This is a genomic window from Ensifer sp. R1-3, assembly GCF_056739175.1.
On the sequence record NZ_CP096515.1, the window covers coordinates 2,523,365 to 2,536,586 of the forward strand.

The 13,222-nt window shown below is 63.7% G+C and carries 11 protein-coding genes and 1 tRNA gene; 6 read left to right on the forward strand and 6 right to left on the reverse strand.

Annotated elements, in window-relative coordinates; all coding sequences use genetic code 11:
• Positions 1–393: 393 nt before the first annotated feature.
• Positions 394–1,020 carry a ribonuclease D gene (locus tag M1D43_RS12185; RefSeq protein WP_003534411.1) on the reverse strand — a complete coding sequence of 209 codons (627 nt, stop codon included), beginning with the start codon at positions 1,018–1,020 and terminating at the stop codon, positions 394–396.
• Between the two features lie 207 nt (positions 1,021–1,227).
• Between M1D43_RS12185 and M1D43_RS12190 the strand changes: the two genes are divergently transcribed.
• The 3 genes from M1D43_RS12190 (at position 1,228) to cya1 (ending at position 4,781) form a co-directional block, all read left to right on the forward strand.
• Positions 1,228–1,557, forward strand: a complete 330-nt coding sequence (locus M1D43_RS12190; protein WP_010968457.1) for a hypothetical protein — start codon at positions 1,228–1,230, stop codon at positions 1,555–1,557.
• A gap of 86 nt (positions 1,558–1,643) precedes the next feature.
• Entirely contained in the window at positions 1,644–2,690 is a 1,047-nt protein-coding gene (locus M1D43_RS12195) for a hydroxyacid dehydrogenase (RefSeq protein WP_153313207.1), read from the forward strand.
• 93 nt (positions 2,691–2,783) lie between these two features.
• On the forward strand, positions 2,784–4,781 hold the full coding sequence (gene cya1, locus M1D43_RS12200) for an adenylate cyclase Cya1 (protein ID WP_010968455.1): 1,998 nt from the start codon (positions 2,784–2,786) through the stop codon (positions 4,779–4,781).
• Positions 4,782–4,907: 126 nt separating this feature from the next.
• Here the strand turns inward: cya1 and M1D43_RS12205 are convergent.
• A tRNA-Leu gene (locus tag M1D43_RS12205) sits at positions 4,908–4,994 on the reverse strand.
• A 390-nt stretch (positions 4,995–5,384) separates the two neighbouring features.
• Between M1D43_RS12205 and M1D43_RS12210 the strand changes: the two genes are divergently transcribed.
• Positions 5,385–5,912 carry a BA14K family protein gene (locus M1D43_RS12210; protein ID WP_003534404.1) on the forward strand — a complete coding sequence of 176 codons (528 nt, stop codon included), beginning with the start codon at positions 5,385–5,387 and terminating at the stop codon, positions 5,910–5,912.
• A gap of 62 nt (positions 5,913–5,974) precedes the next feature.
• On the opposite strand, the gene M1D43_RS12215 is transcribed toward M1D43_RS12210, so the two are convergent.
• Entirely contained in the window at positions 5,975–6,307 is a 333-nt protein-coding gene (locus M1D43_RS12215) for a DUF6665 family protein (protein ID WP_153313208.1), read from the reverse strand.
• Positions 6,308–6,446: 139 nt separating this feature from the next.
• Here M1D43_RS12215 and M1D43_RS12220 point away from each other — a divergent pair, with 139 nt between their 5' ends.
• Positions 6,447–8,024, forward strand: coding sequence for a hypothetical protein (locus M1D43_RS12220; protein ID WP_153313209.1), 1,578 nt, complete (start codon positions 6,447–6,449; stop codon positions 8,022–8,024).
• Between the two features lie 413 nt (positions 8,025–8,437).
• Here the strand turns inward: M1D43_RS12220 and rpsA are convergent, their stop codons facing one another.
• From rpsA to aroA, 3 genes are all read right to left on the reverse strand, one after another.
• Positions 8,438–10,144, reverse strand: coding sequence for a 30S ribosomal protein S1 (rpsA, locus tag M1D43_RS12225; protein ID WP_003534399.1), 1,707 nt, complete (start codon positions 10,142–10,144; stop codon positions 8,438–8,440).
• 163 nt (positions 10,145–10,307) lie between these two features.
• On the reverse strand, positions 10,308–10,946 hold the full coding sequence (gene cmk / locus M1D43_RS12230; RefSeq protein ID WP_003534397.1) for a (d)CMP kinase: 639 nt from the start codon (positions 10,944–10,946) through the stop codon (positions 10,308–10,310).
• A complete protein-coding gene (aroA, locus tag M1D43_RS12235; protein WP_003534382.1) occupies positions 10,946–12,313 on the reverse strand; it encodes a 3-phosphoshikimate 1-carboxyvinyltransferase in 1,368 nt (455 codons plus the stop codon). The genes cmk and aroA overlap by 1 nt, the downstream gene beginning before the upstream one ends.
• A 284-nt stretch (positions 12,314–12,597) precedes the next feature.
• Here aroA and M1D43_RS12240 point away from each other — a divergent pair, with 284 nt between their 5' ends.
• On the forward strand, positions 12,598–12,987 hold the full coding sequence (locus M1D43_RS12240; protein WP_003534381.1) for a TIGR02300 family protein: 390 nt from the start codon (positions 12,598–12,600) through the stop codon (positions 12,985–12,987).
• Positions 12,988–13,222: the final 235 nt, after the last annotated feature.

The window sequence follows — 13,222 nt, forward strand, 5'->3', positions numbered from 1 at the left end:
AACATTCCCTCGCGTATTCGCAAGCGAAAGTTGCAGCGGCCGTGCATCCCCGCCTCCCTCATTCCTGTGCCTGTCACAGGAATCCAGCCAGACCAAGTCCTTGGGCTGGAAGAACTCTTTCCCGCGCCGCAGACGCGGCGCTGCTGGATCCCTGTGACGAGCACAGGGATGAGGGTGGAGCGGGTGCGATCCCCCAGAATACTTCTCATGCGCGGATGTCGAGGACCTAGTCCCCAAGCGAAGGTGCCGTAACGCCCGTGCCCTGCCCCCTCATTCCTGTGCTCGTCACAGGAATCCAGCCAGTCCAAGTCCTTGGGCTGAAAAGACTCACCCGCGCCGCAGACGCGGCGCTGCCGGATCCCTGTGACGAGCACAGGAAGAGGACAACATGCCTCAGCTATGCGCGAAGATGTCCGTCTCTTCCCAGCCGAGCAGATCGAGCTTGGCACGCGTGGGGAGAAACGAGAAGCAGGCCTCGGCGAGTTCCATCCGGCCATCGCGCAGGAGCCGCGCCGTCAGCTTGTCGCGCAGCGCATGCAGGTGGAGCACGTCGGAGGCGGCATATTCGAGCTGCGCCGGCGAAAGAATGTCGGCGGCCCAATCGGAAGACTGCTGCTGCTTGGAAATGTCGATGTCGAGCAGTTCCTTGAGATTGTCCTTGAGGCCGTGCCGGTCCGTATAGGTGCGGGCGAGGCGCGAGGCGATCTTGGTGCAGAAGACCGGCGACGCGGTGACGCCGAAGGTATGGAACAGCACGGCGATGTCGAAGCGGCCGAAATGGAAGATTTTCTGGCGCGTCGGATCGGCGAGCATCGAGACGAGGTTCGGCGCCTGCTTCTGGCCGGCGGAGATGCGGATCACATCGGCAGTCCCGTCGCCCGACGAGAGCTGCACGACGCAAAGGCGGTCGCGACGCGGGACCAGGCCGAGCGTTTCCGTATCGATCGCGATCGCGCCCGTATAGCGGGCGGCGTCGGTCTCGGAAATGTCGCCCTCGTGGAACCTTATTGTATTCGCCATCGAAAATCCCCAGATCGTTACTTGCATGTTTCCCTGAGAACGGTTCAGGAAGCCTGCTGAGATTCAAGTGCTGCAGCGACCCCGGCCAGTCTGATCAGGCGCTCGGGCGCTGTGGAGCGTAGCTGGCCTATAGCGCATGTTGGCCGGCCGCGATACCTTGTCCTTCGGCGGACGTTCCGTTTGCCGGCACCCCGAGAAAGTTCGTATATGACCTGGTTCCGTTTCGCCTTGGCGCCTTCCGTCATCGCCCTGATATTGACCCTCTCGCCCGGTGCCGGCCTCGCCGGCGAGGCGACATTCGAGCTGGCGCAGGCCTTCCACGACCTGCCGGGCGTGCGGCCGGTGGACCCGCTGCGCGACGATAAGAACATCGTTTGCCAGCAGGTTTTCATCGACCGCTACGGTCCTTTCGAGTCGTCTCACGGCCGCCCGCGTTACGATACGACCTATCGCTGCCGCGAGGGCAGCGGACCGATCTTCCAAAGCGGCGAACTGCCGCCGTCGCTGGAACGGCAGAAGCGCGGCCTCAACTATTGAGGTCGAACCAAGAAAAAAGCACGCTTGCATTGCACGCTCGGGAAAGACGAAACTACGCCCCGGGACGGCACTGACTGGAGGAAACCATGCCCGAAACCGACAGGCCGCAAACCGACAGGCCACTTGTCATCAGCGCGCCCGCGCCGCGTACGCTCGATCTGATCTTCACGCCCGACGCGCTCGAGCGTCTTCACCGGCGCTACCGCGTGATCGAAGCCGATCCGGAGAACATCGTCGGGCTCGGCTCCGCCGTCCTCTCCGAGGCCCGCTATATCGTCGGACAGCCGCCGCTTTCCGCGGACACGCTCGAGCGCATGCCGCGGCTGCGGGCCGTTCTCAACGTCGAAAGCAATCTCATCGACAACATGCCCTACGACGTGGTTTTCCAGCGCGGCATCCACGTGCTCACCACCGGCCAGGTCTTCGCCGAACCGGTGGCGGAGATGGGGCTCGCCATGGCGCTCAACCTCGCCCGCGGCATCGTCGATGCGGATGTGGATTTCCGAGAAGGGCGCGAGCGCTGGGGCGGTGAGGGCAACAAGTCCGCCCGGCTCCTCTCGGGCTCGGAGATCGGCATCATCGGCTTCGGCGATCTCGGCAAGGCGCTCAACCGCGTCCTTTCGGGATTTCGCGCGAAGATCCGCGTCCATGATCCCTGGCTGCCGGCCTCCGTTCTTCTCGACGCCGGCGTCGAACCGGCGTCGCTCGAGACGGTCCTCGCCGAGAGCGACTTCCTGTTTGTCGTCGCAGCGGTAACCAGCGACAATGAGGGCTTCCTCGGCGCCAAGGCCTTCGCGGCCATGCGTCCGGGCGCCGCCTTCATTCTCCTGAGCCGCGCCGGAGTCGTGGATTTCGATGCATTGATCGCAGCCGTCGAAAGCGGCCATATCCGCGCGGCAAGCGACGTCTTCCCGGAGGAGCCCCTGCCCCTCGGACATCCTGTCCGCCGGCTACCCGGCTTCCTGCGCTCGGCGCACCGGGCCGGTGCGCTCGACATCGCCTTCAAGAGGATGGGCGAGATGGTGCTCGAGGATATGGAACTGATGGACCGCAGCCTGCCGCCGATGCGCTGCAAGCGGGCGGAGCGGGAGACGGTGGCCCGAATGCGCTCAAAGCCCGTCACCGTCAACTGAAGAGTGATCGGCAGCACAACTGCCTTTATCCTAGCCGCGCGGCGCTGTAGCGCAGCTCGTACACGGCCGGTGGTGCTATGAAAATCCGGTGCAATGCTGCAAAGATCGGAATCCGGATTCAAGGACATCGAAAGCATGCAAGATTCCAACGCGGACAAGCCTTCCCGGACCTGGACCAGCTCACTGCGGTCGCTGCTCGGTCTCGTGATGGTTGCTATGCTCATCGTCGTGTCCGCGACGCTGGTGGGGCTTGACTACCGCCGCGCACGCAGCGCTGCGATCGCCGGTGCCGAAGACAATATGGATGCCTTCGTCGGTCGCCTGGTCGATCGGCTCGGCGCCCTCTCCGGGGACACCTCCGCGCTCGTCAGCCTCGTCGCATCCGTCGCCAATTCCTTTCTCGTGCCTCCGCCGGAGCGCATGAACGACAAGGTGGCGGTGCTGCGCGAGGGCATCGCCCGCTCGCCGCACATCGACGGCGTCTATGTCGGTTATCCGAGCGGCGCATTCTTTCATGTGGTCGATCTGGATTCGGCCGCCTGGCGCATGGCCCTGGACGCACCGCGGGGGGCGGCGATCGCCGTGCGCTCGATGGAGAGGAACGACCAGGGCAAGCCGTTCGACCGGATCCTGTTCCTGGACGCGAGCGGCCTGCAGTTTGCCGAACGTCACGCTGCCTCCAACGGCTTCGATCCGAGGACGCGGCCTTGGTACCGCGCGGCCGTCAACGGCAAGGCGCCGGTGGCCATCGGTCCCTATGAGATGGCCACCACAGGCAATCTCGGGATGACCATATCGCAAGCGCACCGCGGCAACCCCCAAATCGTCATCGGCGCCGATGTCGTTCTCGATACGATCACGGATTTTCTGTCCCGCGAGCGGCTGACCGACGACTCGGTTTCCTTCGTGCTCGATGCGGTGGGACGACCGATCATCCACTCCGACTCCACCATGATGCGGCGCATCATGGCATCGAAGGGCCGGGACCGGCCGGTGGCCACGCCGCAGGAGGATGGACTGATCGAGAGCATCCGGCGCAACCCGCCACCGGCCGGAAAGGCAACTCTCGTCGAAGTCGGAAACCGCACCTATCTCGTCACGGTGGCGCCGCTCGAATCGGCATTGCTTCTGTCCGGGCACCGGGTGGTCGTCGCCGCCCCTCTCGACGAGCTGCTGGCGGCCGCAAACGAGACGCTCGTTCAGGGACTTGCCGTCTCGGGCGCCGTGGTGGTGGTCGCCGTTCTCCTGGCCCTCGTGCTTGCGCATCTGATCACGAAGTCGCTCAACCAGCTCACCGACAGCGCCAACCGCCTGCAGGACCTGGATTTCGCCACTCCTATCGACGTTTCGTCGCATGTGGCGGAAATCTCGACGCTTAACGGCGCAATGAACAGGGCTCGCGACGCGATCTTCACCTTCGCGCTCTATGTTCCGAAGGAGCTGGTGCGCAAGGGCATCGAATCCGGCCATTTCGGCGGCCGCGCCGCATGGCGGCAGGAGGTGACGGCGATGTTCACCGACATCTACGACTTCACCACCATCAGCGAGGGCCGGTCGCCGGAAGAAGTGGTCGCGATGCTCTCGGAGTATTTCGACCTGTTCAGCGAGGTCGTCGCCGCCCACGACGGAACCATCATCCAGTTCCATGGAGACTCGGTCTTTGCCATGTGGAACGCGCCGGTCGCCGATACCAGGCATGCCGAGCATGCCTGTCGATGCGCACTCGCGGTCGAGGAGAGGCTCGAGGCCTTCAATTCTGCGCAACGCGCCAGCGGATTGCCGGAGTTCCGCACCCGCTTCGGCATCCACACCGGAACGGCCGTCGTCGGCAGCGTCGGCGCCAAGGAACGGCTGCAATATACGGCGATGGGCGACACGGTGAACGTCGCCTCGCGGCTCGAGGGCATGAACAAGGATTACGGCACGAGCGTTCTTGCAAGCGGCGCGGTGGTCGCCCAATGCAAGGACATGGTGAAGTTCCGCCCGCTCGGCACCGCCAAGGCAAAGGGCCGTTCGACGGCGCTCGACATTTACGAAGTCGTGGGCGTCGTCCGCGCGGTGAACACTACCGAAGCCGGAACGGCCGCCTGAGGAAGGCAGATGCCGCGGCGAACGGCGGCCCCGCTGAATTCGCTTCGAAACTCTGAAAGCAAAAAAGCCCGGAAACCCGGGCTTTTTTTGACTTCCGAACCGCAAAAGCGGTTCCTGAAAATGGAATGGTGCCCAGAAGAGGACTCGAACCTCCACACCCTTTCGAGTACCAGCACCTGAAGCTGGCGCGTCTACCAATTCCGCCATCTGGGCGACGGACCGGCATGTAAAAGGCCGTGACCGAAGTGTCAACAGGCATTTTGAAGTTTTCGTCTCGCATCGCGAAAAAGCGCGGTAAAGCGCGGCCGGGTCCTCGATGATAGGGCAAGAATTCCAGTGACATGAGAGCCGGAGAGGCGCATTCTAGAGCAACGGCGAATGGGCGGAATCCGGAACGCCTGCGTCGATACGTGGAGCACGCGCCCACGAATAGGCATGCGACACCAAACGTCTGCTGCATGTTTCGTTGGTCGGCCGATCACCGCCAAAAAATGCAGCAACTTGAAGAGTTACAGCGGCCTTTGCGCGTCTGATAAGTCGCGCGGCGCTGAAAGGAGCAGGGACAAAACCGGAAAGCAACGGCTTTCGGAAAGTGAGGAGAAAATGACGAAATTTCGGAATTTCGTTGTCAGCTGCGCACTCGCCGCCGCCTCCGCGGTTCCCCCTGTAACGTCCGTTCAGGCCATGCCGCGCCCGGCGCTCGATATTGCGATCAAAGCGCCGGCCGGCGTCGAGAATGCCACGCATCGCGGCCGTTACGGGTGGCGCGGCGGCTATTCTCGCCGCGGCTATTATGGAGGATCCGGCTTCTATCCGGGCTGGAGCCCCTATTACAGGCGGTCCGGGATCAGCTTCTATTTCGGACCCAGCTACCGTTACCGCCCGTATTACGGGAACCGCTATTATTACGGGCCGCGCTTTTATGGCCCCGGCTATTACAGCTATCCCGGGCCCGCATATTACGGTTATCGCTCCTATAGGCCACGCTACTATGGCGGCGGCTACGTCCGGAGCGGCGGCAATAGCCATGTCAGCTGGTGCCTGTCGCGCTATCGGTCCTATAACCCTGCCTCCAACCGCTACCTGACCTATGGCGGGGTCTACCGGGTCTGCTACTCGCCCTATCGTTAGGGGAGCGTACCTTGGATTCATCGAGTCCGCGCGTTCCCTCAAACGCGCGGCGCTCCCGTCAGTCAGCGCTTCCTGACGATTCCGACGCGCGCCATGACTTCCTTCGGAATGCCGTAGCGGCGCACGGCATCGCGGCTGTCGCGAAGGCCGCAGATCTCGCGCTCGATGACGAAGGCCCAAACTGCGTCGGCGGCCTCGTCGAGCAGTCGCTCGCGTTCGGAAGGCGGGTGCCTGTTGCTGTTGAAGGCATTCAGGGCGGCAATTGCCTTCTCGACCTTCAAACCATTGCGCCCCAGCGCGTCGGCGCGCTCGGCCATCAGCTCGTATTCGAGGACGTTCACCCCGTTTCCGGTGAGACCGAAACTGCGCAGCGATTGCGGCGGGCGAAATGTCATCGGCGGCTCCATCAAGCTCATGCCAGGATGGGCCGTGAATGAGCTTCCCGCAAGGGGGCGGCGCGACGACTGCCGCGTGGCGCAAAGTCATCGTCATGGTTAACACTCCCTAAACCCGTTTGACCTAAGCTTGCGGATCATGCCCGATCTGCCCGCCTTCATCGCCATCAGGACAGCCGTCGGATCTGCTGAGGAGACGACGCAGGGCCTGCGCCGCTCGCTGCCGGCGGCGGAGCGTAGCGAGGCGATCCGGCAGATCGTCGATGCGCTGTCCCGCCATCTCTCCGGCAAGGAGGTCCTATCCAAGGACGCACTGGTGAAGCTGGTCGAGGACCTGGCGCTCATCCTCAAATTTCCACCCCTGCCGCAGGAGACCGGACGCGCCTTCATTCGGCGGTTGACCGGCTTCATCGAGGCATTGCCAATGCCGGAACGCCTGCTTCTGGAGAAGCAATTGGCCACCCGCAGCCTCGTGCAGCGCGTCGCCGTTGCGGCGACGATCGCGGGAGACCGCCGGGGCGCGGTGCCGCCTGATCGAACCCCGCTCCGCAGCCTGCCCCTGCCGGCACAGGTCCCGCCAGTGCTTCCGGGCGCCAAAAGACCCGTGCCGAGCGATCTCGCGCTGCTTCAAGCGATGCTCAAGAAGACCTACGGCGCCGATATGGAGGACGTGCGGATCGAGACGACACCCAAGGGCGCGGCAATCGAAGCGGCGCAGGAGGAGGCTCCGGCCGGGCCGCAACGTTCGCCGAAGGCGCCCACGAACGCTCCTGCAGCGCCGCGAGGTGCGGAGATTGCAGCGAGAGACGCTTCGGCAAGCCCGCTTGAGGGGGAGATGGCGGAGATGGCGGATACGGCGGCCATGACGCCGGAAGGCTCCGATGAGCAGCTCCCGGATAGCGAAGCGGATTTGGCGGAACCATCGGCGCCGCGCCGCAGTCAGGCGGCGGGCCTGAACGGGAGTGCGCTCGCCCTGCCGAAAGATGCAAAACCTGCGACAGCCGAGGGCAAAGCTGCAGTCGCGGAAGCCGGCGCTGAAAGCCTCCCTGACGGCGAAGGCTCAGAGGGCACCGACGGCCCCTCGCGTTCCGCGAGGGAGGACGATAGACCACGAGTGCGGATGCAAAGTGCCGCGCGCATGGCGCGACCGCCGGCGGAGGCCTTGAGAGCGGTCATACGCGACAGTCTTGCGCTGCCGGGGACGAGCAAGAGCTGGCAACCTCGCGACATGGAAGACGCAGGACCGGCCGCGCCCCTGCTGCCGCCGGAGAACGAGGTGCCGGCGCGGCCACGGGAGACCGCCGGCGCGGTCAGAAGCGTAGCAGCCGCCAGCGAACCGCCGGTGGACGCCGCGTCCGACGCAGGAACCGATGCATCTCTCCCCGACCTGCCCCCTCCTCAGGCAGAGCGCCGGACCGGCGAAGACGCGATGGCGTCGCAGGGCCTCGCCCGGGTGCCGGAAAGCGGACTTCCGCGGATGTTTCCCTTCGCACTGGTTCCTTACCCGCCGGCGGAAGAAAGCGATGCCGACGAGGTGGACCGGCGTAAGCGGGAAAGCGAGGGCGAGCCGGAAAAAGACGCCAGGGATGACGAGGGAGAACGGGAAAGCGACGACCAGCAGCAGGGACATGCGGCCGGCGGCGAACAGGATCGGGCCGAAGATCGACCGGCAGCCGACGCCTATGACCTCTACCGAAAGCTCGGTGGCCTGGCCTAGTCTGGGGTTTATGACGGCTGCTGCGAGATGGATGATGGCGTTGAAGCTCCGGTCGGTTTTGCCGGCACGCATGGCTCGATACGCTTGAATTCCTTGAGTACCGACTGCGCGGCCTAGGAACGTATTGGAGGACTGCAATCTCTCCTCCTCCTCATCTCTGTGCTTGTCACAGAGATCCAGCAGCGCCGCGTCTGCGGCGCGGAGAAATGTTCTTTCAGACCAAGGACTTGGTCTGGCTGGATCCCTGTGACGAGCACAGGGATGAGGAGATCAAGCCAGCCGCGGCGGCTATCCCGAATCTCGACAGGCCTTGGAGCACTTTCAGGAAAAGTGCGGAACGGTTTTCGCCCTGCCCACGAAAAAGCCCGCGGAGATCGCTCTCCGCGGGCTTATCATTTCAAGTCCGTCAACGATTACTCGTTGTTCTGGCGGTTCTTGAGCGCAGCGCCCAGAATGTCGCCGAGCGAAGCACCCGAGTCGGAAGAGCCGAACTGAGCGACGGCTTCCTTCTCTTCCGCGATTTCCAGAGCCTTGATCGACAGCTGGATCTTGCGGTCCTTCTTGGAGAAGTTGGTGACCCGCGCATCGACGGTCTGGCCGACCGAGAAACGCTCCGGACGCTGTTCGTCGCGATCGCGCGAGAGGTCGGCGCGACGGATGAAGGCGGTGACGTCCTCGTGATTGACGAGCCGCACTTCGATGCCGCCATCGTTGACGCCGATGACTTCTGCCGAAACGACGGCGTTCTTGCGCAGTTCGCCGGAAGCGGCAGCTTCACCGACCGCATCACGGCCGAGCTGCTTGATGCCGAGCGAGATGCGCTCCTTGTCGACGTCCACATCGAGAACGACAGCACGGACGACGTCGCCCTTGTTGAATTCTTCGATGACCTGCTCGCCCGGACGGTTCCAGTCGAGGTCGGAGAGGTGGACCATGCCGTCGACATCGCCATCGAGGCCGATGAACAGACCGAATTCGGTCTTGTTCTTGACTTCGCCTTCGACTTCCGTGCCAGCCGGATGGCTATGCGCGAAGGCCTGCCACGGGTTCTCGAGCGTCTGCTTGAGGCCGAGCGAGATGCGGCGCTTGGTCGGGTCGACTTCGAGAACGACCACGTCGACTTCCTGGCTCGTGGACAGGATCTTGCCGGGGTGAACGTTCTTCTTCGTCCAGGACATTTCGGAGATGTGTATCAGGCCTTCGATGCCCGGCTCCAGCTCGACGAACGCACCGTAGTCGGTGATGTTCGTGACGGTACCGGAGATCTTCTTGCCGACCGGATACTTCGCACCGATGCCATCCCACGGATCGGACTCGAGCTGCTTCATGCCGAGCGAGATGCGGTGGGTTTCCTGGTTGATGCGGATGATCTGAACCTTGACCTGCTGGCCGATGTTCAGGATCTCCGACGGATGGTTGACGCGGCGCCATGCCATGTCGGTGACGTGCAGCAGGCCGTCGATGCCGCCGAGGTCGACGAACGCACCGTAATCGGTGATGTTCTTGACGACACCCTCGACAACCTGGCCTTCCTCGAGGTTCTGAACGATTTCAGAACGCTGCTCGGCGCGGGACTCTTCGAGAACCGTGCGGCGCGAAACGACGATGTTGCCGCGGCGCTTGTCCATCTTGAGGATTTCGAAGGGCTGCGGGTTGTGCATCAGCGGCGTCACGTCGCGGATCGGACGGATGTCGACCTGCGAACGCGGCAGGAAGGCTACGGCGCCGTCGAGATCGACGGTGAAGCCGCCCTTGACCTGGTTGAAGATGATGCCTTCGACGCGTTCGCCGGCTTCGAACTTGACTTCCAGGCGCTGCCAGCTCTCTTCGCGGCGGGCCTTCTCGCGCGAGAGGACTGCTTCGCCGAGTGCGTTTTCAATGCGCTCGACATAGACTTCGACTTCGTCGCCGACCTTCAGCGTGCCGTCCTTGGCCTTGGCGCCGAATTCCTTCAGCGGTACGCGGCCTTCGACCTTCAGGCCGACGTCGACGATTGCGACGTCTTTTTCGATCGCCGTGACGATGCCCTTGGCGACATAGCCTTCGGCGAGGTCCGTCTTGGCGAAGGACTCTTCCAGAAGCGCTGCGAAATCATCACGGGTGGGGTTGGTTGCAGACATATAATCTCCTGCTGCATCTCCTGCCGGAGACGCATGTGCGCCGGGGGTTGGTGTTAGACAGGCCTGAACCCAGTCCGCTCCTGTCATGGAGCAATCCGGCGCGTGGACGGAATTTCAGGCTATTTTCAAGAAGGAGACCGGCTGGGCCGGGATCAGGCCTTCTTCAAATCTTCTCTTTCAGGGCGGCGTCGACCAGCGTCTTCGCCGCCTGGAATGCCGCCTCTATACTCATTTCGGAAGTATCAAGCAAGTGCGCGTCCTCGGCAGGTCTCAAAGGACTGTCGGCACGCCCCATGTCGCGTCCGTCGCGCTTCTTCACGTCCTCGAAAATCGCGGTGTAGTCAGCCTTTCCGCCGCCGGCGACGATCTCGTCATGGCGCCGCTTCGCCCGCACTTCGGGGGAAGCGGTCACATAGAGCTTCAGCGCCGCATCAGGGCAGACGACCGTGCCGATGTCGCGCCCGTCGAGGACGGTACCCGGCTCCTTGCGCGCGAAGGCTCGCTGCGCCTCGACCAGTGCCCGGCGCACGGCCGGCATGACGGCGATCTTCGACGCCGCCTCGCCGATCGAATGCTCCGAAAGCACGGCGCGTTCGAGCCCGGAAAGGTCCACCTCGCGCGCCGTCTTCTCGGCCACCGCCTCGTCGTCGAGCGGCAATCCGGCATCCATGAGTGCCTTTGCGGTCGCGCGATAGGTCAGCCCCGTGTCGAGATGGTGGAAGCCGTATTGCTCGGCGATCCGGCGCGAGAGCGTTCCCTTGCCGGCGGCCGCAGGTCCATCGATGGCGATTACGAAGGTCATCAGGCTGCCTTGTTCTCTGCCTCTTCGATCTTCGCGCCCAGTCCTGTCATCAGGCCCATGAATTCCGGGAAGGACGTCGCGATCATCGTCGCATCGTCGACCGTTACCGGATGCTCCGAGGCAAGTCCCATGACAAGGAAGCTCATGGCGATGCGGTGGTCGAGATGGGTCTTCACCTGGCCGCCCGAGATATTGCCCAGGCCCTTGCCGCCCGGCCGGCCGCGTACGACCAGCGAGGCCTCGCCCTCGTCGCAATCCACCCCGTTGAGCTTCAGGCCGTCCGCCACGGCGGACAGGCGGTCGGACTCCTTGACCCGGAGCTCCTCCAGTCCGTTCATCACGGTCGTGCCCTCGGCGAAGGCAGCGGCGACGGCGAGCACCGGATATTCGTCGATCATCGACGGCGCGCGGTCCTCCGGCACCGTCACGCCCTTGAGCTCCGAATGGCGCACGCGCAGATCGGCGACATCCTCGCCGCCGGCAAGCCGCTTGTTCATGACTTCGATATTGGCGCCCATTTCCTGCAGGGTCAGGATGAGGCCGGTACGGGTCGGGTTCATCAGCACGTTGAGGATGGTGATGTCCGAGCCCGGAACGATGAGCCCCGCCACCAGCGGAAAGGCTGTGGAGGACGGATCGCCCGGCACGTCGATCACCTGGCCAGTCAGCTTGCCGCGGCCCTCGAGGCGTATGGTGCGCACGCCCTCGGCATCGGTCTCGACCGTCAGATTGGCGCCGAAGCCCTGCAGCATCTTTTCCGTATGGTCGCGGGTCATCACCGGCTCGACGACGGTCGTGATGCCGGGCGTATTGAGGCCGGCGAGCAGCACGGCGGATTTCACCTGGGCAGACGCCATCGGCACGCGATAGGTGATCGGGTTCGGCGTCTTCGGCCCGCGCAGCGTCACCGGCAGCCGGTCGCCCTCGGCCGACTTCACCTGAACGCCCATTTCGCGGAGCGGATCGAGCACGCGGCCCATCGGGCGCTTGGTCAGCGAGGCGTCGCCGATGAAAGTGGAATCGAAATCATAGACGCCGACAAGGCCCATCGTCAGCCGGCAGCCGGTGCCGGCATTGCCGAAGTCGAGCGGTGCCTCGGGCGCGAGCAGCGCGCCGTTCCCGACACCGTCGATGATCCAGGTGTCGCCCTCCTTGCGGATCCTGGCGCCCATCGCCTGCATGGCCTTGCCGGTATTGATCACGTCTTCGCCTTCGAGGAGACCGGTGATGCGCGTCTCGCCCGCGGCAAGACCGCCGAACATGAAGGAGCGGTGCGAGATCGACTTGTCGCCCGGAATGCGCAAGGTGCCCTTGAGGTCGGAAGACTTGCGTGCGGTGGCGGGCCGCGGGTTCGAGCCGTGAGACATCGTGGTTTTCCTCTGACAATCCGGCTGACGGCTGGCGCGGAAGGTGGTGCTTTCCGGCGCGTTGTTGGCGGACCGCCGGTCTCGCCGGCTCCCTAACACAATGCGCGAAAAGGGTCATCCTCCTGCTGCGAAGAAAATGACGGCCGGAGCTCGCGGAAGTTTATCTTTGACAGAACTCGCCAAGATGATTATGGGGACCGGCTAATCATCATAAGCTTGATACTTTTCTAACCGCCGGCTTTCCGGCAAGAGCCGGCTCGCCGGCCATTCAAGAGGCTTTGACTGTGGCAAAACCGGAACTTGGAACAAAGCGCATCGACCCGGAAACGGGGCGCAAATTCTACGATCTGAACCGTGATCCGATCGTCTCCCCCTACACGGGCAAGTCCTATCCGCTGTCCTTCTTCGAGGAGACCTCCGTCGCCAAGGTGCTCGAGAAGGAAGAAGAGGAAGACGTCAAGGAAGTCGATACCGAGAACACGGAAGTCGAACTCGTCTCGCTCGAGGAAGCGGATGACGAGGCCTCGGGCGGCGACGATCTGCCGGATCTCGGCGACGACGATGTCGAGATCGAGGGCGACGACGACGACACCTTCCTCCAGACCGACGACGAAGACGATGACGACGACATGAGCGACATCATCGGCGTTTCCGACGAGGACGACGACGTCTGAACAGACCGGCGACGCGGGCGGATCAGCGCCCGCATGCCTGCCCGCAAGCGTTTCGAAAGGCGCATGAAACCGCCCCATCCATCGAGCGCGATCGGCATCGAAGCATCCGGCCGGAACCGAAAAATAAATCGTCCCGGCCCTCACTTTTCGGCTTGCCATCTGCACCTAGCAGAAGTAATAAGCCGCCACTCGCCGGGCACAACGCGCCTTGCGATCTTCCCGGACCGGCAAAGCC

What these genes read in the sequence shown, in the direction of transcription:
- M1D43_RS12185 (WP_003534411.1), bottom strand. Translation starts at nt 1,020, where the DNA reads ATGGCGAATACAATAAGGTTCCACGAGGGCGACATTTCCGAGACCGAC.
- M1D43_RS12190 (WP_010968457.1), top strand. Translation starts at nt 1,228, where the DNA reads ATGACCTGGTTCCGTTTCGCCTTGGCGCCTTCCGTCATCGCCCTGATA.
- M1D43_RS12195 (WP_153313207.1), top strand. Translation starts at nt 1,644, where the DNA reads ATGCCCGAAACCGACAGGCCGCAAACCGACAGGCCACTTGTCATCAGC.
- cya1 (WP_010968455.1), top strand. Translation starts at nt 2,784, where the DNA reads ATGCTGCAAAGATCGGAATCCGGATTCAAGGACATCGAAAGCATGCAA.
- M1D43_RS12210 (WP_003534404.1), top strand. Translation starts at nt 5,385, where the DNA reads ATGACGAAATTTCGGAATTTCGTTGTCAGCTGCGCACTCGCCGCCGCC.
- M1D43_RS12215 (WP_153313208.1), bottom strand. Translation starts at nt 6,307, where the DNA reads ATGACATTTCGCCCGCCGCAATCGCTGCGCAGTTTCGGTCTCACCGGA.
- M1D43_RS12220 (WP_153313209.1), top strand. Translation starts at nt 6,447, where the DNA reads ATGCCCGATCTGCCCGCCTTCATCGCCATCAGGACAGCCGTCGGATCT.
- rpsA (WP_003534399.1), bottom strand. Translation starts at nt 10,144, where the DNA reads ATGTCTGCAACCAACCCCACCCGTGATGATTTCGCAGCGCTTCTGGAA.
- cmk (WP_003534397.1), bottom strand. Translation starts at nt 10,946, where the DNA reads ATGACCTTCGTAATCGCCATCGATGGACCTGCGGCCGCCGGCAAGGGA.
- aroA (WP_003534382.1), bottom strand. Translation starts at nt 12,313, where the DNA reads ATGTCTCACGGCTCGAACCCGCGGCCCGCCACCGCACGCAAGTCTTCC.